This window comes from Pedobacter sp. UYP1, assembly GCF_040547305.1.
In the GTDB taxonomy this organism is placed as follows: domain Bacteria; phylum Bacteroidota; class Bacteroidia; order Sphingobacteriales; family Sphingobacteriaceae; genus Pedobacter.
In genome coordinates this window covers 364,288-382,492 of the sequence record NZ_JBEPPL010000002.1, presented here as the reverse complement: position 1 = coordinate 382,492, position 18,205 = coordinate 364,288, and the positions used below count along the sequence as shown (strand labels likewise).

The 18,205-nt window shown below is 39.2% G+C and carries 17 protein-coding genes; 4 read left to right on the top strand and 13 right to left on the bottom strand.

What is annotated here, in order from left to right; translation table 11 throughout:
- Positions 1-38: 38 nt before the first annotated feature.
- Together ABIB30_RS05640 and pdhA are read right to left on the bottom strand one after the other, a co-directional pair.
- The gene (locus tag ABIB30_RS05640; RefSeq protein ID WP_354300047.1) at positions 39-1,691 is read right to left on the bottom strand and encodes a dihydrolipoyl dehydrogenase family protein; all 1,653 of its coding nucleotides are present in this window, start codon (positions 1,689-1,691) and stop codon (positions 39-41) included.
- A 32-nt stretch (positions 1,692-1,723) separates the two neighbouring features.
- Positions 1,724-2,719 (bottom strand): pyruvate dehydrogenase (acetyl-transferring) E1 component subunit alpha, encoded by a 996-nt coding sequence (gene pdhA, locus ABIB30_RS05635; protein ID WP_068404218.1) that lies wholly within the window; start codon positions 2,717-2,719, stop codon positions 1,724-1,726.
- 235 nt (positions 2,720-2,954) lie between these two features.
- Here pdhA and ABIB30_RS05630 point away from each other — a divergent pair, with 235 nt between their 5' ends.
- Both ABIB30_RS05630 and ABIB30_RS05625 read left to right on the top strand, forming a co-directional pair.
- Positions 2,955-3,509, top strand: a complete 555-nt coding sequence (locus ABIB30_RS05630) for a C40 family peptidase (RefSeq protein WP_041878629.1) — start codon at positions 2,955-2,957, stop codon at positions 3,507-3,509.
- 69 nt (positions 3,510-3,578) lie between these two features.
- Entirely contained in the window at positions 3,579-4,688 is a 1,110-nt protein-coding gene (locus tag ABIB30_RS05625; RefSeq protein ID WP_354300045.1) for a CapA family protein, read from the top strand.
- Here the strand turns inward: ABIB30_RS05625 and ABIB30_RS05620 are convergent.
- Positions 4,685-4,870 (bottom strand): hypothetical protein, encoded by a 186-nt coding sequence (locus ABIB30_RS05620; RefSeq protein WP_354300043.1) that lies wholly within the window; start codon positions 4,868-4,870, stop codon positions 4,685-4,687. The two genes, ABIB30_RS05625 and ABIB30_RS05620, sit on opposite strands and share 4 nt — an antisense overlap.
- Before the next feature lie 124 nt (positions 4,871-4,994).
- Between ABIB30_RS05620 and ABIB30_RS05615 the strand changes: the two genes are divergently transcribed.
- Positions 4,995-5,918 carry an SPFH domain-containing protein gene (locus ABIB30_RS05615; RefSeq protein ID WP_068404222.1) on the top strand — a complete coding sequence of 308 codons (924 nt, stop codon included), beginning with the start codon at positions 4,995-4,997 and terminating at the stop codon, positions 5,916-5,918.
- A 79-nt stretch (positions 5,919-5,997) separates the two neighbouring features.
- Here the strand turns inward: ABIB30_RS05615 and ABIB30_RS05610 are convergent, their stop codons facing one another.
- From ABIB30_RS05610 to ABIB30_RS05595, 4 genes are all read right to left on the bottom strand, one after another.
- Entirely contained in the window at positions 5,998-8,148 is a 2,151-nt protein-coding gene (locus ABIB30_RS05610; protein WP_354300040.1) for a carboxy terminal-processing peptidase, read from the bottom strand.
- A gap of 191 nt (positions 8,149-8,339) precedes the next feature.
- Complete coding sequence (locus tag ABIB30_RS05605; protein ID WP_354300038.1) at positions 8,340-9,011, bottom strand: tetratricopeptide repeat protein; 672 nt, start codon at positions 9,009-9,011, stop codon at positions 8,340-8,342.
- Positions 9,012-9,031: 20 nt separating this feature from the next.
- Positions 9,032-9,874, bottom strand: coding sequence for an isoaspartyl peptidase/L-asparaginase (locus tag ABIB30_RS05600; RefSeq protein WP_354300035.1), 843 nt, complete (start codon positions 9,872-9,874; stop codon positions 9,032-9,034).
- 5 nt (positions 9,875-9,879) lie between these two features.
- Positions 9,880-10,755, bottom strand: a complete 876-nt coding sequence (locus ABIB30_RS05595) for a cyanophycinase (protein ID WP_068404231.1) — start codon at positions 10,753-10,755, stop codon at positions 9,880-9,882.
- Positions 10,756-11,284: 529 nt separating this feature from the next.
- On the opposite strand from ABIB30_RS05595, the gene cphA reads away from it, so the two are divergent.
- Positions 11,285-13,900 (top strand): cyanophycin synthetase, encoded by a 2,616-nt coding sequence (gene cphA / locus ABIB30_RS05590; RefSeq protein ID WP_354300032.1) that lies wholly within the window; start codon positions 11,285-11,287, stop codon positions 13,898-13,900.
- A 59-nt stretch (positions 13,901-13,959) separates the two neighbouring features.
- Here the strand turns inward: cphA and ABIB30_RS05585 are convergent, their stop codons facing one another.
- The 6 genes from ABIB30_RS05585 to fumC are packed head-to-tail and all read right to left on the bottom strand — an operon-like array spanning position 13,960 to position 18,185.
- The gene (locus tag ABIB30_RS05585) at positions 13,960-14,418 is read right to left on the bottom strand and encodes a PA2169 family four-helix-bundle protein (RefSeq protein WP_354300029.1); all 459 of its coding nucleotides are present in this window, start codon (positions 14,416-14,418) and stop codon (positions 13,960-13,962) included.
- 51 nt (positions 14,419-14,469) lie between these two features.
- On the bottom strand, positions 14,470-15,030 hold the full coding sequence (locus ABIB30_RS05580) for a DUF1543 domain-containing protein (RefSeq protein ID WP_354300027.1): 561 nt from the start codon (positions 15,028-15,030) through the stop codon (positions 14,470-14,472).
- Between the two features lie 3 nt (positions 15,031-15,033).
- Entirely contained in the window at positions 15,034-15,474 is a 441-nt protein-coding gene (locus ABIB30_RS05575; protein ID WP_354300025.1) for a low molecular weight protein-tyrosine-phosphatase, read from the bottom strand.
- 4 nt (positions 15,475-15,478) lie between these two features.
- Positions 15,479-16,279, bottom strand: a complete 801-nt coding sequence (locus ABIB30_RS05570; protein ID WP_354300023.1) for a S1/P1 nuclease — start codon at positions 16,277-16,279, stop codon at positions 15,479-15,481.
- 9 nt (positions 16,280-16,288) lie between these two features.
- On the bottom strand, positions 16,289-16,747 hold the full coding sequence (locus ABIB30_RS05565; RefSeq protein WP_354300781.1) for a fumarate hydratase: 459 nt from the start codon (positions 16,745-16,747) through the stop codon (positions 16,289-16,291).
- A 40-nt stretch (positions 16,748-16,787) separates the two neighbouring features.
- Positions 16,788-18,185 (bottom strand): class II fumarate hydratase, encoded by a 1,398-nt coding sequence (gene fumC, locus ABIB30_RS05560; protein ID WP_354300021.1) that lies wholly within the window; start codon positions 18,183-18,185, stop codon positions 16,788-16,790.
- Positions 18,186-18,205 lie beyond the last annotated feature (20 nt).

The window sequence follows — 18,205 nt, the reverse complement described above, 5'->3', positions numbered from 1 at the left end:
AAAGCTGCCGAAGCAGCTTTTTAAATATTTCAATATTATTAAACCAATAATCTTACCGGTTCTTCTAATAATGCTTTGAATGTTTGTAAGAATGCAGCACCTGTAGCGCCATCTACCGTGCGGTGATCACAGCTCAAAGTAACTTTCATTACGTTTCCAGGAACAACAGCACCATTTTTAACTACTGGTACTTGTGAAATCCCGCCTACTGCAAGGATACAAGAATCAGGTGTATTAATAATAGCAGTAAATTCATCAATACCGAACATACCTAAATTAGATACGGTGAAAGTTGAACCTTCCCAGTCTGAAGGCTGAAGTTTTTTAGCTTTTGCACGTTGTGCGAAATCTTTAACCTCAGCTGAGATACGTGACAATGATTTTCCATCAGCAAAACGTACCACAGGAACTAATAACCCGTCTTCAACGGCAATAGCTACCCCAACGTTTACGTGCTCATTGTAGCGGATTTTATCGCCTAACCATGAAGAGTTCACGTTTGGATGTTGTTTTAAGGCAACAGCTACCGCTTTGATCACTAAATCATTGAATGAAAGTTTAACCGGAGAGAATTCATTCATCTTTACACGTGCAGCCATCGCAGCATCCATATCAATACTCATGGTAAGATAGAAGTGCGGTGCAGTGAATAAGCTTTCTGATAATCTTTTCGCGATTACTTTACGCATTTGAGAAACTGGTTTCTCCGTATATTTTTCTTCGCCGATATATTGCGCAAGAACTGGCGCCGGTTTCTCAGCAGATGCAGGAGCTGAAGCAGCTTCTGTGCCTTTTGCAGCCGCAGCAGCAGGCTTGAAGTTCTCGATATCTTTTTTAATGATACGACCACCGTCAGCACTACCTGCAACCTGTGCAAGATCTATACCTTTTTCTTTTGCAATTCTTTTAGCTAAAGGAGAAGCTTTCAGGCGTGAACCATCAGCTGCATGTGTTTCTTCTTGTGCTTCTGCCGGAGCAGCAGCAGTTTCTTTAACAGGAGCATCTGCTTTATCAGCAACTGGTTTTGCCGGAGCATCGCCCTGGTTTAAGATACCGCTGATATCAAATCCTTCCGGACCTACTATCGCGATGATACCGTTTACTTTCGCAGCAGCACCTTTTTCTACGCCAATATGTAATAAAGTTCCATCTGCATAACCCATTACTTCCATAGTTGCCTTATCGGTTTCTACATCAGCAAGGATATCATCATTTTTAATTTTATCACCTACTTTTTTATGCCATTCAGCAATTACGCCTTCAGTCATGGTATCGCTTAACAATGGCATACGTACTACTGTAACGCCTTGTTTTTCCAGATCAGCATCAGTTACCGCAACACCTTTTGCTTCAGCTTTTGGAGCTTCTTCAGCAGGTTTTGTTTCTGCAGCTTTTTCCTCTTTTGCCGGTGCAGCAGCACCTTCTGCATCAAGAGCAGCTTTATAATCTTCGCCTTCTTTACCAATAACTGCAATTACAGCATCAACAGGAACAGCTTTACCTTCTTCTACACCAATAAAAAGGATGGTGCCATCCCAGTAGGACTCCAGATCCATAGTCGCCTTATCGGTTTCTACTTCTGCCAGAACATCTCCACTTTTAACTTTATCGCCAACTTTTTTATGCCACTTCGCCATTACCCCTTCGGTCATGGTGTCGCTCATTTTGGGCATCTTAACTACTTCAGCCATTCTATAATATCAATTGAAAATAGGTTGTAAAATTAATCTTGGATATATGGATAGTCTTGTTGCACATAAACATCAGTATATAATTCTGATGCTTCAGGCCATGGTGACTCTTCAGCAAATTTCACAGACTCATCCACGATCTGTTTCACTTTAGCTTCAATTTCTTCAATCCACGCTTGATCAGCATACTTTTCGTTAAGAATAGTTTCTCTTACTGATTCAATCGGATCTTTAGCTTTATATTCTTCTAATTCGTCTTTAGTACGATATTTAGCAGGGTCAGACATAGAATGTCCACGGTAACGGTAAGTTCTCATTTCCAAGAAGGTTGGTCCTTCACCATTACGGGCACGCTGAGCTGCTTCGTCCATTGCATTGTGAACAGCAACAGGGTCCATTCCGTCAACCGGAGCACATGGCATATCGAATCCTAAACCGATTTTGTAAAGATCTAACATGTTAGTAGTACGCTCTACAGAAGTTCCCATTGCATAACCATTGTTCTCACAAACAAAGATTACAGGAAGTTTCCATAACATAGCCATATTGAAGGCTTCATTCAGTGCGCCCTGACGAACAGCACCATCACCCATATAGCAAACGTTTACATTTTTAGTCCCTTTATATTTTTCAGCAAATGCGATACCTGCACCTAATGGTATTTGACCACCTACGATTCCGTGACCACCATAAAAATTATGTTCTTTGCTAAACATGTGCATTGAACCACCTTTACCTTTGGAACAGCCGGTAGCTTTACCGTACATCTCTGCCATTATACTGTTTGCACTTACACCTTTCGCCAAAGCATGAGCGTGATCACGATAAGCGGTGATCATAGAATCTTCAGGTTGTAATGCAGAAATCGCTCCGGCAACAACAGCCTCCTGACCGATGTATAGATGACAAAAACCACGGATTTTCTGTTGTCCGTAAAGTTGACCAGTTTTCTCTTCGAATTTACGCATTAGTAACATCGACTCAAACCACTTCAGATAGGTATCCTTATTAATTTCTACTGCACTCATTTTTGGCTATTGATTTTTATTTATGAGAGCAAATCTACTTTTTTATTGTAATATATCGAAGGATTAGTGTAAAATGCATGTGAGCAATGACCGTAAAATGTTAATAACTCATGCATTTCATCAAAATACATTTGGATTACATATCTTATTTACATAGTTTTGACAACCTGACAATAAGCCTTAGCTGGTGTACGTTTAAGTGCAAGTGCCTATTACCCAAACTTAACAGTGTAACATGATAAAAAAATTTTTGTTTTCTGCCCTTATTGCTTTGTGCAGCGTGACTGCTTTAAACGCGCAAACTAAAACAAAAGAAACCAACAAATTAGAGGATCCTGATAACTTAGCTTCCCAATATTTCTCCCAGGTTATGGGTATCGCAGTAGACGCGACATCTAACGTTAAGCTCTACAAATTCATTTATGAATGGATAGGAACCCCTTACCGGTTTGGAGGAAATACCAAGAAAGGAATAGATTGTTCAGCGTTTACCAAGGCGATCTACGACAAAGTTTTCAACACTACATTGTTAAGAAATTCAAGAGACATCTTCAGCATGGTAGACCCACTACCTAAAGACGAACTAAAAGAAGGAGACTTAGTCTTCTTTAAAATCAGAAGTACAAGAATCACACATATCGGAATTTATTTAGGCGACAACCGCTTTGCTCATGCATCTTCTTCAAGAGGTGTTGTAATCAGCAATCTGAACGAGCCTTATTATTCACGCTTTTTTTATAAGGGCGGGCGGATTCTTGAATCTGCTAAAAAAGATTTAATCGAAGAATAATATCTTCTATACCAATAGCTATACGATCCTTCTAAATTACTTTAGAAGGATTTTTTTATGAAAGAAAAGATGAAAACGAAAATAACCTGCTTTATTCTGCTTGCTGTAGTAACCAGCCTGATTTTATTGAGCTGCACGGGAAATGTGAATATGGCTGCTGAACAACACTCAGCTGTTCAAAGAGATACAATTCTAGGTTCAAAAAAAGATACACTGACCATTACTGCTGTTGGCGATATCATGCTGGGTTCTGCTTATCCTTCGAAATCGAACCTGCCTGCTGATGATGCAGTTGGCAGCTTTAAAAATGTAGCGTCTTTTTTAAAGGGCGATATTGTATTTGGTAATCTGGAAGGTTGTTTCCTGAACAGCGGGAAATCAACGAAGTGTAAAGATACCACTGGCAATAGCTGTTTTGCTTTCAGAATGCCGGAACGTTATGCAGGAATTTACAAAGAAGCAGGCTTCAATCTACTCAGTGTGGCGAATAACCATGTGGGAGATTTTGGCTGGAAAGGAAGAAAACGCAGTGCTGCAATCCTGGATTCACTGGGCATTCAATATGCTGGCTTAACTTCTCATCCTTATACGATTTTTGAAAAAGACAGTGTTAAATATGGTTTCTGTGCTTTTGCGCCTAATGAGGGTACAGTTTCCATCAATCAGGTGGATAGTGCAAAACAATTGGTTGCTTTCTTAAAAAAGCAAGTCAATATTGTAATTGTTTCTTTCCATGGTGGTGGTGAGGGCGCAAGGTTTGAGCATGTACCCAGAACTAACGAGATCTTTTATAAAGAAAACAGGGGGGATGTTTATGCTTTCGCGCATGCGGTAATCGATGCGGGTGCAGATATTGTACTGGGGCAAGGGCCTCATGTTACGCGTGCAGTCGAGGTTTATAAGAACAAGTTTATTGCGTATAGTCTTGGGAATTTCTGTACGTATGGAATGTTCAGCCTAAAAGGTCCGAATGGCTTTGCTCCGCTTTTAAAGGTAAAGATCAATGGCAAGGGAGATTTCCTATATGCTGATGTTATTTCTGTAAAGCAGGATAAAATTCACCGCCTGACTTTAGATACAGCACAAACTGCTTTCAAAAAAATAATTTCTTTAACAGCTGCCGATTTCCCTGGCCATCGTCTAAAGTTTACTGACCAGCAGATCCGGATGCAGGATTAAGCCTCATCTTTTGTATTTTTAATCAGTCCTATACCTGAGAAAAAGAAGATGATACTGATTACTGCGGAAACCAAAAGTTCACGCGTCAACATCGTATGTTTTACAAATCCAATACCTGCATAAATCAGACCGATAATGCCAAGGATAGTTAAGATTGTACCAAAAATTCTTTTTACGTTCATGATGATTAAGTTAATTCAAATCTTCTTATACAATATCTGTGCCCGGAGTGTTTGAAGACCAGAGGATTTGCATGTGAGAGTTATTGCGTATCTTGAAAAAGTTTAACTTATTAAATTATTAATCATGAATTACGCCATGTACATTTTTTTCTTCTTTGTCCTGATCGTGCTTTTTAGCTCTTTTGTAACGGTAAAGCAAGGTACAATTGCAGTTGTTACAGTCTTTGGAAAGTATAGACGCCAATTGAGACCAGGACTTAATTTTAAAATCCCGCTTATTGAAGTTATCCATTCCAGGATTTCTATACAGAACCGCTCAGTAGAGTTATCTTTCCAGGCAGTGACGCAAGATCAGGCCAATGTATATTTCAAGGCCATGCTGCTCTATTCGGTATTGAATCACGATGAAGAAACGATTAAGAACGTTGCTTTTAAGTTCGTAGATGCAACCAATTTAATGCAGGCATTGATTCGTACCATTGAGGGCTCGATCAGGGCATATGTAGCAACACAGAAACAGGCTAATGTTTTAGCGCAGCGAAATGAGATTGTAATGCATGTGAAAGAACAAATAGATATTGTTTTGGAATCATGGGGTTATCATTTACAGGATCTCCAATTAAATGATATTACTTTCGACGATGAAATTATGCGTTCTATGAGTCGTGTAGTAGCTTCAAATAATCTTAAAGCTGCTGCTGAAAATGAAGGACAAGCTTTATTAATTACGAAAACCAAGGGGGCTGAAGCTGATGGTAATGCGATTAAAATTGCCGCAGCAGCCGAACGTGAGGCCGCACAATTACGCGGACAGGGTATCGCTTTATTCAGAGCTGAGGTTGCGCATGGTATGACTAAGGCAGCACAGGAAATGGAAGAAGCAAACCTGGATATTTCCGTAATCTTATTTACCATGTGGACTGAATCTATCAAACATTTTGCAGAGAACAGTGATGGGAATGTGATTTTCCTTGATGGTTCTACCGACGGGATGAACAAAACGATGAAGGAAATGATGGCTATGCAAGTCCAGAAACCTAAGAACTAACAGACATCAAAATTAACAGTTACCAAAAAGGGCCTTTTCATAAGTTGAAAAGGCCCTTTTTAATTTTATAGATTGGTGGTTATTGCTTAAGCTGGATAAAATCTCCCATTACCCTCAGACTCTCATCCTGGAAGAAGTCAAAGTCTTCGTTCTTCTTGATCTTGTCTCCTTTTTTAACAGGTGGCAGACCTCTTGAAGCTCTCAGTTTATTAGTTTTTTCCAGAGATTTAGCTTCCAGACTATCTCTTTCTGCTTTCAGTTTACCTTCGTTCAAAGTCACTGAGGTTTCCAGATCACGTTTCTTCATGTCAGCAATTCCCTGAATCAACACTTTATAATCCAGTGATTTTTCCATTCTTGCATCATGCAGTTTAACCAGTTCTGGTTTCACAGCAGCTAAGTTCGCAACTGGTATAAAGTTAGATTTCTGAACCTCATCCCATGGCAACGCCGATGTTTCTGTGTCTTCTCCAATTTTATCCATTGGATAGAAAGATGGCAACGTAATATCCGGCATTACTCCTTTATGCTGTGTACTGCTACCGTTTACACGGTAGAATTTAGCCATAGTCAGATTGATTTGTCCAAGCTGAGGAGTATCTTTTCCTCCTTTAATAGTCAAACCAGAACCTGGAGCACCTTTTTGCACCAAACTTGCCAGACGTTGCAGGATAGAAGGATTAACCAATTTGTTTAAGTCAATAGATGACTGAACAGTTCCTTTACCATAAGTTTGTGTACCAATAATAATTCCTCTTCCGTAATCCTGAATTGCTCCTGCAAAGATTTCCGATGCCGAAGCACTCAAACGATCTACCATCACACCGAAGGGACCAGACCAGGCAACACCAGGGTGTTCGTCACTGCTTACCTCTACATTTCCTTTTAAATCTTTAACCTGAACTACAGGCCCTTTATCAATAAATAATCCCGTCAAATCAATCGCTTCTAACAATGAGCCACCGCCATTTGCACGAAGGTCCATCACAATTGCATCAACTTTATCTTTATTTTTTAGGGTATCAATTAATAGTTTTACGTCGCGGGTTGTGCTTTTATAATTCGGGTCTCCTGCGTTGGCTGCTTTAAAATCTGCATAGAATGCAGGAACAGTGATGATTCCTATTTTATAAGGTTTACCATTGGACTCGATAGTTTTTACTTCTTTTTTAGCAGACTGATCTTCCATCACGATCCGCTCTCTCGTGAGCTCAACGATCACAGGTTTAGAAGACATATCCTGACCTACAGGAATGATTTTCAATCTTACTTTAGTGCCTTTAGGGCCTTTTATTTTAGCGACAGAGTTATCAATTCTCCATCCAATAATATCTTCGAATTCTCCTGTTGCTTGTCCTACGGCAACAATTCTGTCACCTGAGTTTAGTAGTTTACTTTTAAAAGCGGGTCCACCAGGAATGATCTCTGAGATTTTCAATACATCATTTTCCAATTGCAGACGTGCACCGATTCCTTCAAAAGAACGTGCCATATCCTCATTGAACTGAACAGCTTTAGCCGGATTAAAGTAATTGGTGTGCGGATCGATAGTTTCTGTAAAAGCATCCATAATCATCTGGAATACATCCTGATTATTCAATTTAGAAGACTGTGATTTCAGGTTTTGATACCTTTTAGTCAATGTTTCTACATTTTTAGCCTCAGCAGTACCAGCTATTTTTAAATTGATCAGTTCATATTTGACTCTCTTTTTCCAGATATCATTTAAAGCAGCTGTAGAAGTTACCCATGGCATTTTCTCTCTGTCAAATACGTAAGTATCATTCTGGTTGAAATCATATTTATCCTTGATATGTGCCATAGCATAATTCAAGGTCTCATTATATCTTTTAGAATAAACGTTGAAAATATAAAATGGAGCACTTAAATCACCTGCTCTGAAAGCATCATCCAAGGTAGTCCGGAATTGTTCAAAATCTTTAATGTCTGAAGCCAGGAAATAACTTCTGTATGGATCCAGTGCCTTGATATATTTATCAAGTACAAGAGAGGAAATAGAATCGTTTACTGTTAATTTCTTATAATTATAATTCTCTATGAGCGCCACGATCTCCTTGCATACCAAACTCTGTTGCTCATCAGGCTTAATATTAGGGATACCTTCAACCAACTGTTGTGGTTTTGGAGCGGCCGAGCAGGCAAGTACAGCTGCAGTGAAGGTTACCAGTAATATTCTTTTCAACATCTCTTTAAATAATTTAAAATCCATTTTTATAATAACAACCAATATGATACCAATTTCTCAAATAAACAGAAAAGAGACAGCATTATACTGTCTCTTTTCTGTAATCTTTACCAAAGATAATTAAATAGTGTTCAATACGATCTATATCGGCGATTAAAATAAACGCTAACAGACACATAAACAGCATTTTCAATGGGAAATAAATAAGGGAGATTTTATTTTAATGTAGTCTTTTTTTCTGCAATAGATGTTCTGGCTTGCTTAAATTGTCCTTTAAACTGATTTAAGTTGGTCGTTTTAGCAAATAATTCTGCACGATTGATATCCTTTAAAGCCAGTGAATATTCTTTTTTCTTCATTTTAACCTGCACAAGACCAAGTATAGAGTCAATATAAGCGGAGTTATTATTGACTTGCCGGGCTAAAATACCCTGCTGGGTAAAGAACCACATAGATTGTGTCAGCTTATTTGCAGCCAGATAAATTTTACCTAACTGGTTATAAGAAGCCATTTGTCCAACTCTGTTTCCAAAACGTGAATAGGTTTTAAGGGCAACGTTTAAAGTCACCTGTTCTGCTTCGGTATAATGCTCCATCAGGTAATGAACATTGCTTAACCTCAAAAGAGAAGCACCGTAACGGGAAAAATTCTTAGAGTTATTATATTCAAAAGCAGCCTTTCCAAATAAGGTTACTGCATCATTTAAATCACCGTTCTTTTCATTCTTCTCAGCCTGTTCAAAGTAAAAATCACCATCTGCTCCGGATACAGCAATAGTGATCGAACCATTGTTTGAGAGTGGTTCTTGCTGAACAAAGGTATTTGTTTGTGCCATTGCTGACCCGGAGAATCCCAGGCATAGCAAAGCGAAACAGAGTTTATACATATTACAAATATATATATATTTTAGTTAAACACCTGTAAACTACCATCAAAAGAAGCCCATACCATATAAGGATGTGAATCAGTGTGGTAGACTTCTCCGGCAGCGGTAATGCCAATTACACCTGCAAAACCATTTATAGCCTTCAATTCCCGGAAAGACTTATCGCAAGCTTCCTTTAAGGTAAAGCCATCAGTAACCCTGGTCACAATCCGGGCGGATAAAGCTACACTCACAATATCTTCTCCTACTCCGGTACAGGAAATCCCGGCGTGTTCATTTGCGTAGTTCCCGGCTACAGTTGCCGAATCACTAACCCTGCACGGGATTTCAAAGCCCTTCCCTCCGGTAGAGGTTGCGGCTGCAAGATGACCAGCAGCGTCCAGTGCTACACAACCCACAGTTCCTTTGTTATTCTGCTGATTAAGTTTTAATTCAAATTCGGCTAAGCGCTGAGGTATGATTGGATCAAAATAGGGGAATTTATTATTTCTCGCAAAATCTATTGCACCCGCTCCGCTTAATACACTGTCTTCATAATTTAACAGCAATGAAGCAATCCTGATAGGGTTCTGAACGTCCTGAATATTAATTACACCAGCAAATTTCTGCGTTTTTCCATCCATGATAGAGGCACTTAACCTGACTTTACCATCACTTTGAATCTGTGAGCCTAAACCTGCATTAAAAAGAATATTATCCTCAAGCAGATTAACCGCATAAGTTACGGTTTCCAGTGCGGTATGGGATTGCAGATAGGTATGAGCTAGTGAAGCAATTTCGGATAATGCGTCTTGCTTCGCTTTTTTAGTTTCCTGATTGGTGGAAGACTCACTAAAAAAACCGCCGTGGATGATTAATTTCATACTCATTAGGGTGTAGGTACAACTTTTGGATGATGAATAGTTAACTGGTGCGCTGTAAGATCATAAATATCCCCGTCGCACATTACGTGTACTACCATATTTTTGATGGAAACAGGTTGTCCCATTTCTACATCTGTCAGATTAGTATCCGACATACTTCTGCCGTCAACAAGAATAACCATTCCCGAACCGATCGCTTCCATGGTATTGCCATTGGATATGTACAAGCCTGTATCTTCTCCAAGCCCAATTCCAAGTATGCCAGGGCTACTTGCTGTTGCATAAAGTAAACGTCCAATCCTACCGCGTTGCACGAAATGGGTGTCAACGATCACGCCATCAATAAAACCCAGTCCTGCAGTAATTTTAACTTCTCCTTTTAACAGGGCATCTTTACTATTGCCCTGGTATATCATATTTTTAGAACTTGCCGCAGCCCCTGCTGAGGTGCCTGCAATTACAACTTCTTCATTCGCATATTTATCAAGCAAGATTTCATGTATGGCTGTACCGCCAAAAATAGAAGATAACCGAAGCTGATCTCCACCAGTAAACACCAGTACATCAGCTGCTTTAACACGCTCACAATTGAGAAGATCATTCGCTTGTTCTCTATTCACAATATTAAGTACGCCAACATCATGTACATCAAGTTGTGCGAAAGCCTTAATATATTCTTCTCCAACTTTTTCTGGAACCAGCGATGCGGTAGTAATGATTTCGAAACGGGAAGAAGTATCTTTAACAGATTCAGTAGTAATACGTTTTAGAATACCACGCTCAAAGAAATTCATATTCTGAGGTAGTCCGAATTGTGTTTCAGTAAAACTTCCGGTATTTATTGCACCACCAATAATTATCAATTTACCTTTTGGAGCCATTTTATTTGTTTTCTTAGCCTAAAATCTCAAATATATATTCATTAGTTTAAATATTACCATATTTAATCAATAATCTGTGTGCAAACAACAATTATTCCTTTATTATCCAATTCTTTGATTAAATTTATGCACGTTTATATTTTAAGTGTTTTTAACCGGATAGCTTCGGCTATTTATAAAAAAACATTCATATATTGATTAACCGTTTAACAGCTTTTTTAAACAAAAACAATAACGGAATTATCCATACACCAACTTTATTGAAACTTAAATCGAATAATCCTGAAGTCAGGACAGTCCTCGGGGACAACAGGTTCACTGTTAAAGAAACATGATTAGAAAAACAAATGAAGGGTGAAACTGGTTGTTTCATTGGGTTAAACCCGCCAGGGTGCTTTTAGCGATTCAGCCCGGCAAGCTTCGTTTTCTTATAGGAAAATTAAAAAACAATAAATAACATATATGAAACCTGCCAGGGCTCTTCAGCCCGGCAAGCTTCATCTCCATTAAAAAACAATAAATAACATATATGAAAATACTCGGCATTCAAGTGCTAAGGGGACCAAATATCTGGTCGGTCAACAGGAAAAAACTAATACAAATGAGATTAGATCTGGAGGACATGGAACAACGTCCGACAAATCTGATTGATGGGTTTGGTGATCGTCTGGAAAAAATGATGCCAAGCTTATTTACGCACAGGTGCTCGAAAGGTGAACCCGGAGGCTTCTTCGCCCGTATAAAAGAAGGAACATGGATGGGCCACGTCATTGAACATATTGCGCTGGAAATCCAGACTCTTGCTGGTATGGATACTGGTTTTGGAAGAACAAGACAAACCAAAACAGAAGGCACCTATAATGTAGTATTCAGTTACCTGGAAGAAAAAGCAGGTATTTACGCTGCAGAAGCCAGTGTCAGAATCGCTGAAGCCCTGATCGATAACCTCGATTATGACCTTGAATTTGATATTCACAGGTTAAGGGAACTGAGACAAATGGAACGTCTTGGTCCAAGTACCGGATCTATTGTAGATGAAGCTATAGCAAGGGATATCCCATGGATAAGACTGAACAAAAGTTCTTTAATCCAGTTAGGCTATGGTAAAAACCAGGTGCGCTTCAGAGCGACGATGACAGAAAAAACAAACAGTATTGCTGTAGATATTGCTGGAGATAAGGACGAAACCAAACGGATTTTAAAGGATTCTGCTATACCAGTAGCAAATGGAGTGACCATTTCTGACATCAGTGAACTGGATGATGCCATTGAGAGCATTGGCTTCCCTCTTGTATTTAAACCACTGGATGGAAATCACGGTAAAGGTGCCTCTATAAATGTCAAAACACCGGAAGCTGCTAAACTTGCCTTTGAGCATGCAAAACAATATTCAAGAAGAATAATCATTGAAAGCTTTATCACAGGATACGATTTCAGAATCCTGGTTATTGACAATAAAATGGTTGCCGCAGCTTTACGCGTACCAGCCCATGTTACAGGAAATGGAACTGCCACTGTTCAGCAATTAATTGATAAAGAAAACGAAGATCCACGACGTGGTTACGGACATGAGAATGTCTTAACAGAAATACTTGTGGACCGCGATACACTTGATTTGTTATCTAAAAAGAATTACACACTGGAAACCGTTGTACCAAACGGAGAGCTTGTTTATTTAAAGTCAACAGCGAATCTGAGTACTGGCGGAACTTCTATTGACGTAACCGATCTGGTTCACCCGCAAAACATTTTTATCAGTGAACGGATATCACGTATTATCGGTTTAGATATTTGCGGAATTGATGTCATGGCACAAAACCTGACGCAACCTCTTACAGAAAATGGTGGTGTAATCCTGGAAGTTAATGCTGCACCTGGATTCCGGATGCACCTTGCTCCAAGTGAAGGTTTACCAAGAAATGTTGCTGCACCGGTGATTGACATGTTATATCCTCCTGGAAAAGCCAACAGAATTCCAATTATCGCGGTAACCGGCACCAACGGAAAAACAACGACAACAAGGCTGATTGCGCATATCGTAAAAAGTAATGGAACAAGAGTTGGTTTCACGACTTCGGATGGTATCTACGTTCAGAATACTATGCTGATGAAAGGTGATACAACCGGACCAGTGAGTGCAGAATTTATATTAAGAGACCCTACTGTTGAGTTTGCCGTATTAGAAACCGCAAGAGGCGGTATTCTGAGAGCCGGACTTGGGTTTAAACGCTGTGATATTGGTGTAGTAACCAACATACAGGAAGATCATCTTGGAATTGCAGATATCCATAGCTTAAATGACCTGACCAGAGTAAAGGCCGTTGTTATCGGAGCGGTTAAAAGAGACGGATGGGCAGTCCTGAATGCCGATAACAAATACTGCGTTAAAATAGCTGAAACTGCTGATTGTAAAGTGGCTTACTTTAGCATGGATGAGAATAATCCTGTTATTGTAGAGCATTGCAAAAAAGGTGGTTCTGCAGCAATTTATGAAAACGGATATATCACGATCAAAAAAGGAGACTGGAAGATCAGAGTAGATAAAGTAACGCATATCCCGTTAACTTTTGGTGGCAGTGTTGATTTTATGATCCAGAATGTACTGGCAGCAACATTGTCTACTTTCCTTTGGGGATATAAAATCGAAGATATCCGCATGTCTCTGGAGACCTTTATTCCTTCTGCCGCACAAACACCAGGAAGAATGAACATCTTTAAATTTAAAGAGTTTAAAATCCTTGTCGATTTTGCACATAATGCGAATGGATTTAACGGGATCAAAGACTATTTGAAAACGATTGAGGCAACAGAGCATATCGGAGTAATCTCAGGAACCGGCGACAGACGTGATGAAGATATCAAAGAAACAGCGCGTATTTCTGCACAAATGTTTGACAAAATTATCATTTGTCAGGAAAGATATCTTCGTGGCCGTCAACCACAGGAAATCATTGATATTTTGATCTCAGGCATAAGAGAAGTCAAACCTGATATGGAGATCATTATTAACAATGACTCTGCAGATTGCCTTCAGTTTTTAATAGCAACAGCAAAATCAGGTTCTTTCATTACTATTCTGAGTGACACTATTGATAGTGCAATAGAAAAGGTAACAGAATATCTGGATAAGGAATTTGGCATCTAACCAATTCTTATCAAACAAAAAAAGCCTGAGCATATGCTCAGGCTTTTTTTGTTTATATACTAAGATGGAGTCTGATCTCTTAATCCTTTGATCTGATCATGAGATGCACGCAGCTCAGATTTTTGCTCAGTAATCAAGCTTCTTGTATCTGCAGAAAGACCTTCCTCTTCTAAAGCCGATTTATAAGCTCTTTGTGCAGCATCTTCTCCAGCCTCACAATTATTTAAAATCGTTTTGCGGTCATGGCCAGTAAATACTGCTTTTACATCCATCCAGGCACGATATATTTTACCAGATGTTGTAGTTCCTGTTTCCATTTCAGTACCCGTACCTTGAACTGCAGTAGCTAAAGCCAATTTATTTTTATGACTTTCTGCTACCATTTTAACAAATAAGTCTTTCAGATCACTGTCTTCTGGTGATAATTCCTGAATAGCTTTTTCATAACCAGCAATACGGTCATTATTAATTTGAATCAGGTCGTTCAGTGTTTCTGGGTTTACTTTTGTATTTTCCATGTCTCTAAAAAATTAGTGTCAGGGAAGTAACGTGTACCCCACGGAAAAGTTTTACAAATTTTTCAAAGGAAGATACCCCAGGTGTATTTCGTCCTGAACAGTTGTTTCACCAGCAGTTATTAAAATCTGATAGCGTTCTTTAAGCTCAGGTGACAGTACGTCTTCAATTTCAAAGATGTCATCCACGTCAACACCATATTTATCATCTATATGAGAAGGTGCTCCTTCAAAACCTGTATGCAGAAAAAATGCAGACTCTTTAGCCTTTTTAATAACTTCAGCTTTATTAGCTCCGACAAGCAGCATTCTATAATGCAGCTCATCAAACTCATCCTTTTTATAGCCACCCAGATTGAGGAAAAACAAGGCATGTGAAGGTTGATTATGAACCGCTGTTTTCTCAACGATGGAGATATTAAATCCTTCCACTACCGTCACTTCTCTCCAGGCATCTAAATGTATTTTACCATCCGCTTCAGGCCAGAACTCCTGAATCTGAGAGGTCAGTTCTTTTAATGATGTTCCTACTGCAAAAAATACATCATGTTGTTCCGTATTTCTGCCTGCTGGTTTACATCCTACTAATATTTGATATAATTTCAACGGCTCCATTCTTTATTTTTTTAATTCTTCTATCAGTTTTTTTGCCCGCTCTTCTATCGTTAAAAAAACGGGATCAAATAGCTGATCATCAAAGTAAGGGTCAGTAACTTCCTTTTCATCAGTCAAAAACAACCTTACTTTCTGACGATGCGCTTCATTTACCGCTAATTTCAGGACGTCACGTAAATTGTTTTTATCCATCACCAGGATATGATCAAATTCATCAAACAGCTCCTGCCCAAAAAGCCGGGCACGCTGTCTGGAAATATCATATCCATAGTTTTTAGCTATAGATATACTTCTTTGATCTGCAGGCTGACCGGTATGCCAGTTTCCTGTACCGGCAGAAGCGACTTCCCAATCCAGGTTTTCAGCGGCAATTAATTGCCTCACAATCCCTTCAGCAAGTGGAGAACGGCAGATATTACCGAGACAAACCATCAGAATCTTCATCGGGTTATGAATAAATGTCGTTAATGATCTGTGCTAAACGTACACCACCTTTTAATAACTGCTCATTCATCAGGTCGATAAAATCAAAGTTATAACGGTAGCTTAATTTATCATCAGCTTTAGTCTTGTCATATATTTTATTGCAAGCCACATAAGATTCATAAACAGTTTCCTTCAATGAATCATGACTCCATTTTGTAAATTGTTCTTTCGAAGGATGATTAATCGCTGTTGCGTATTCAGTATAACTTAACTGTTGTCTGTCAATCAGATCCTCATCCCAAACGCGGTGAAGATTTGAACGCTGGCCAAACCACATTACGCTTACTTTATTACCACCAAGATCTTCTTTTCTTGCGGTATGCATCGGCTGATGTACATCACCTAACATATGTATCAGTAAACGCATAGCCATTTGCTGTTGTTCAGCTGTGCTTTGCTTATTCTTAAGAATCTTGATCATTTCTGGAATCTTGTTGTAAACATTAGGTTCCTTACTTGTTTCCAGGAAATTAAATACTCCATTCTGATCCAGATCACCAGGAATATTTACGTAATGCCAGCTAGTCAGGTAATTATATGATGTATCCGACTTGATAAAATCCGGCCAGTTACTAGCAATTGCCATACTTTCATTTCCCAACACCTGTTTTACAGCTTTACGGGCCTTTGCAGTCAGATAATAGTCGGCAATCTGTCCAACAATCCTGTGTCCTGTTTGTCCCCAGGCTGCTGCATTCAATGGCAGGTACGCAATCAATACGACTGCGATACAAACCTTTTTTATATTTACTACTGAAATCATTGTTTTATTTTATAATTCTTGCGGTACACATTTGATTTTTTGCTTCAGGACAAGATTGACATCCCTTTGATCACTCAGGCTTTGTAAAGAGAGGTGAGTGGAATCCTTTGACTTGATCAGGAAACTTTTCCTGTATATCCCGACCGTATAACAGCCGGAAACCTTTTGCTTGTAATTAGCTTTAGTATAAGTTCCTTCTAAGAACAAACTATCCTTTCTTACTTGATATACACCCTTTGCATATTCTTTCCAAACGCCATTATTGTAACAGGGATCTTCATAATAGTTGACCTTTGAATGTGTAGTCAGGTCAACATAAAAAGAGTCACAGGTGATCTTTACCTGATGCTGCGTATAATTCATCAGTTTAGCTGCACTTGCAATGCTATCCTGACTCCATACTCCCTGTAAAAACGTTTCTCCATTACCCTGGACGTTTGGGCGTCTCTCGCAACCGGGAAACGCCATCAAACAAAATAGAATAATTAGATAATGGTATCTATTCATGTTATTTTAAACTACCTACCATATCTTCTGGTCTTACCCACTCATCAAACTGCTCACTGGTTAACAACCCCAGTTCTACGGCAGCCTCACGAAGTGTTTTATTCTCTTTATGCGCTTTTTTAGCAATTTTAGCCGCGTTCTCATAACCGATATGCGGATTAAGTGCTGTAACCAGCATTAAAGAGTTTTCCAGATGTTTTTTGATCTCCGGTAAATTTGGTAAAATACCTACTGCACAGTTATCATTGAATGACACACAAGCATCACCAATTAATCTTCCAGATTGTAATACATTCGCTGCAATAACCGGTTTGAAAACGTTCAGTTCGAAATGACCGTTGCTGCCACCAATACCTACAGTTACATCATTACCCATTACTTGTGCACAAACCATAGTTAATGCTTCTGGTTGCGTAGGATTAACTTTTCCTGGCATAATAGAAGATCCTGGCTCATTGTCGGGGATGATGATCTCTCCAATACCCGAACGCGGACCAGAGCTCAGCATTCTGACATCATTACCAACTTTCATTAAAGCCACAGCTGTACGCTTGTAAGCGGCAGATAATTCTACCATTGCATCATGTGCAGCCAGTGCTTCAAACTTATTTGGTGCTGTTACAAATGGTAAACCCGTAAGTTCTGCAATTTTGCGGGCAACAAGTACGTCATATCCATTTGGTGTATTCAATCCTGTTCCAACTGCAGTACCACCTAAAGCTAATTCGGTAATCATCACCAAAGCATTTTTAACCGCTCTGATACTATTGGTAATTTGCTGTGCATAACCTGAAAACTCCTGACCCAATGTTAATGGAGTTGCGTCCATAAAGTGAGTTCTTCCTGTTTTCACGATCTGTGCAAACTCAACTGCTTTCGCTTTTAAAGTTTTCTCCAGCTTTTCTAAACCAGGTATAGTAATTTCTACAGCTTGTTTATATGCCGCAATGTGCATAGCTGTAGGATAAGTATCATTTGAAGATTGTGATTTATTGACATCATCATTCGGATGAAGAATTTTCTTCTCATCTGTCAAGCTACCACCGTTCATCACATGTGCACGGTTCGCAATCACTTCATTGGAGTTCATGTTGCTCTGGGTTCCAGAACCTGTCTGCCAGATTACCAGAGGGAACTGATCGTCTAACGTTCCTGCAATTACTTCGTCGCAGGCCTTAGCAATCCATTCTGCTTTATCACTTGCAAGCACACCAAGTTCTTGATTGGCCAGTGCCGCAGCTTTTTTGAGATAACCAAAAGCATGGATAATCTCTTTTGGCATTGAAGCCTCAGGACCAATTTTAAAATTATTACGTGAACGTTCAGTTTGTGCTCCCCAATACTTATCAGCAGGGACCTGCACTTCGCCCATGGTGTCGTGTTCGGTTCTAAAATTCATTTCTTTTGTTTTTTTTCAAA

Excerpts from the sequence above, each read along its gene's own strand:
- ABIB30_RS05640 (WP_354300047.1), bottom strand. The coding sequence starts at position 1,691 with ATGGCTGAAGTAGTTAAGATGCCCAAAATGAGCGACACCATGACCGAA.
- pdhA (WP_068404218.1), bottom strand. The coding sequence starts at position 2,719 with ATGAGTGCAGTAGAAATTAATAAGGATACCTATCTGAAGTGGTTTGAG.
- ABIB30_RS05630 (WP_041878629.1), top strand. The coding sequence starts at position 2,955 with ATGATAAAAAAATTTTTGTTTTCTGCCCTTATTGCTTTGTGCAGCGTG.
- ABIB30_RS05625 (WP_354300045.1), top strand. The coding sequence starts at position 3,579 with ATGAAAACGAAAATAACCTGCTTTATTCTGCTTGCTGTAGTAACCAGC.
- ABIB30_RS05620 (WP_354300043.1), bottom strand. The coding sequence starts at position 4,870 with ATGAACGTAAAAAGAATTTTTGGTACAATCTTAACTATCCTTGGCATT.
- ABIB30_RS05615 (WP_068404222.1), top strand. The coding sequence starts at position 4,995 with ATGAATTACGCCATGTACATTTTTTTCTTCTTTGTCCTGATCGTGCTT.
- ABIB30_RS05610 (WP_354300040.1), bottom strand. The coding sequence starts at position 8,148 with ATGGATTTTAAATTATTTAAAGAGATGTTGAAAAGAATATTACTGGTA.
- ABIB30_RS05605 (WP_354300038.1), bottom strand. The coding sequence starts at position 9,011 with ATGTATAAACTCTGTTTCGCTTTGCTATGCCTGGGATTCTCCGGGTCA.
- ABIB30_RS05600 (WP_354300035.1), bottom strand. The coding sequence starts at position 9,874 with ATGAAATTAATCATCCACGGCGGTTTTTTTAGTGAGTCTTCCACCAAT.
- ABIB30_RS05595 (WP_068404231.1), bottom strand. The coding sequence starts at position 10,755 with ATGGCTCCAAAAGGTAAATTGATAATTATTGGTGGTGCAATAAATACC.
- cphA (WP_354300032.1), top strand. The coding sequence starts at position 11,285 with ATGAAAATACTCGGCATTCAAGTGCTAAGGGGACCAAATATCTGGTCG.
- ABIB30_RS05585 (WP_354300029.1), bottom strand. The coding sequence starts at position 14,418 with ATGGAAAATACAAAAGTAAACCCAGAAACACTGAACGACCTGATTCAA.
- ABIB30_RS05580 (WP_354300027.1), bottom strand. The coding sequence starts at position 15,030 with ATGGAGCCGTTGAAATTATATCAAATATTAGTAGGATGTAAACCAGCA.
- ABIB30_RS05575 (WP_354300025.1), bottom strand. The coding sequence starts at position 15,474 with ATGAAGATTCTGATGGTTTGTCTCGGTAATATCTGCCGTTCTCCACTT.
- ABIB30_RS05570 (WP_354300023.1), bottom strand. The coding sequence starts at position 16,279 with ATGATTTCAGTAGTAAATATAAAAAAGGTTTGTATCGCAGTCGTATTG.
- ABIB30_RS05565 (WP_354300781.1), bottom strand. The coding sequence starts at position 16,747 with ATGGCGTTTCCCGGTTGCGAGAGACGCCCAAACGTCCAGGGTAATGGA.
- fumC (WP_354300021.1), bottom strand. The coding sequence starts at position 18,185 with ATGAATTTTAGAACCGAACACGACACCATGGGCGAAGTGCAGGTCCCT.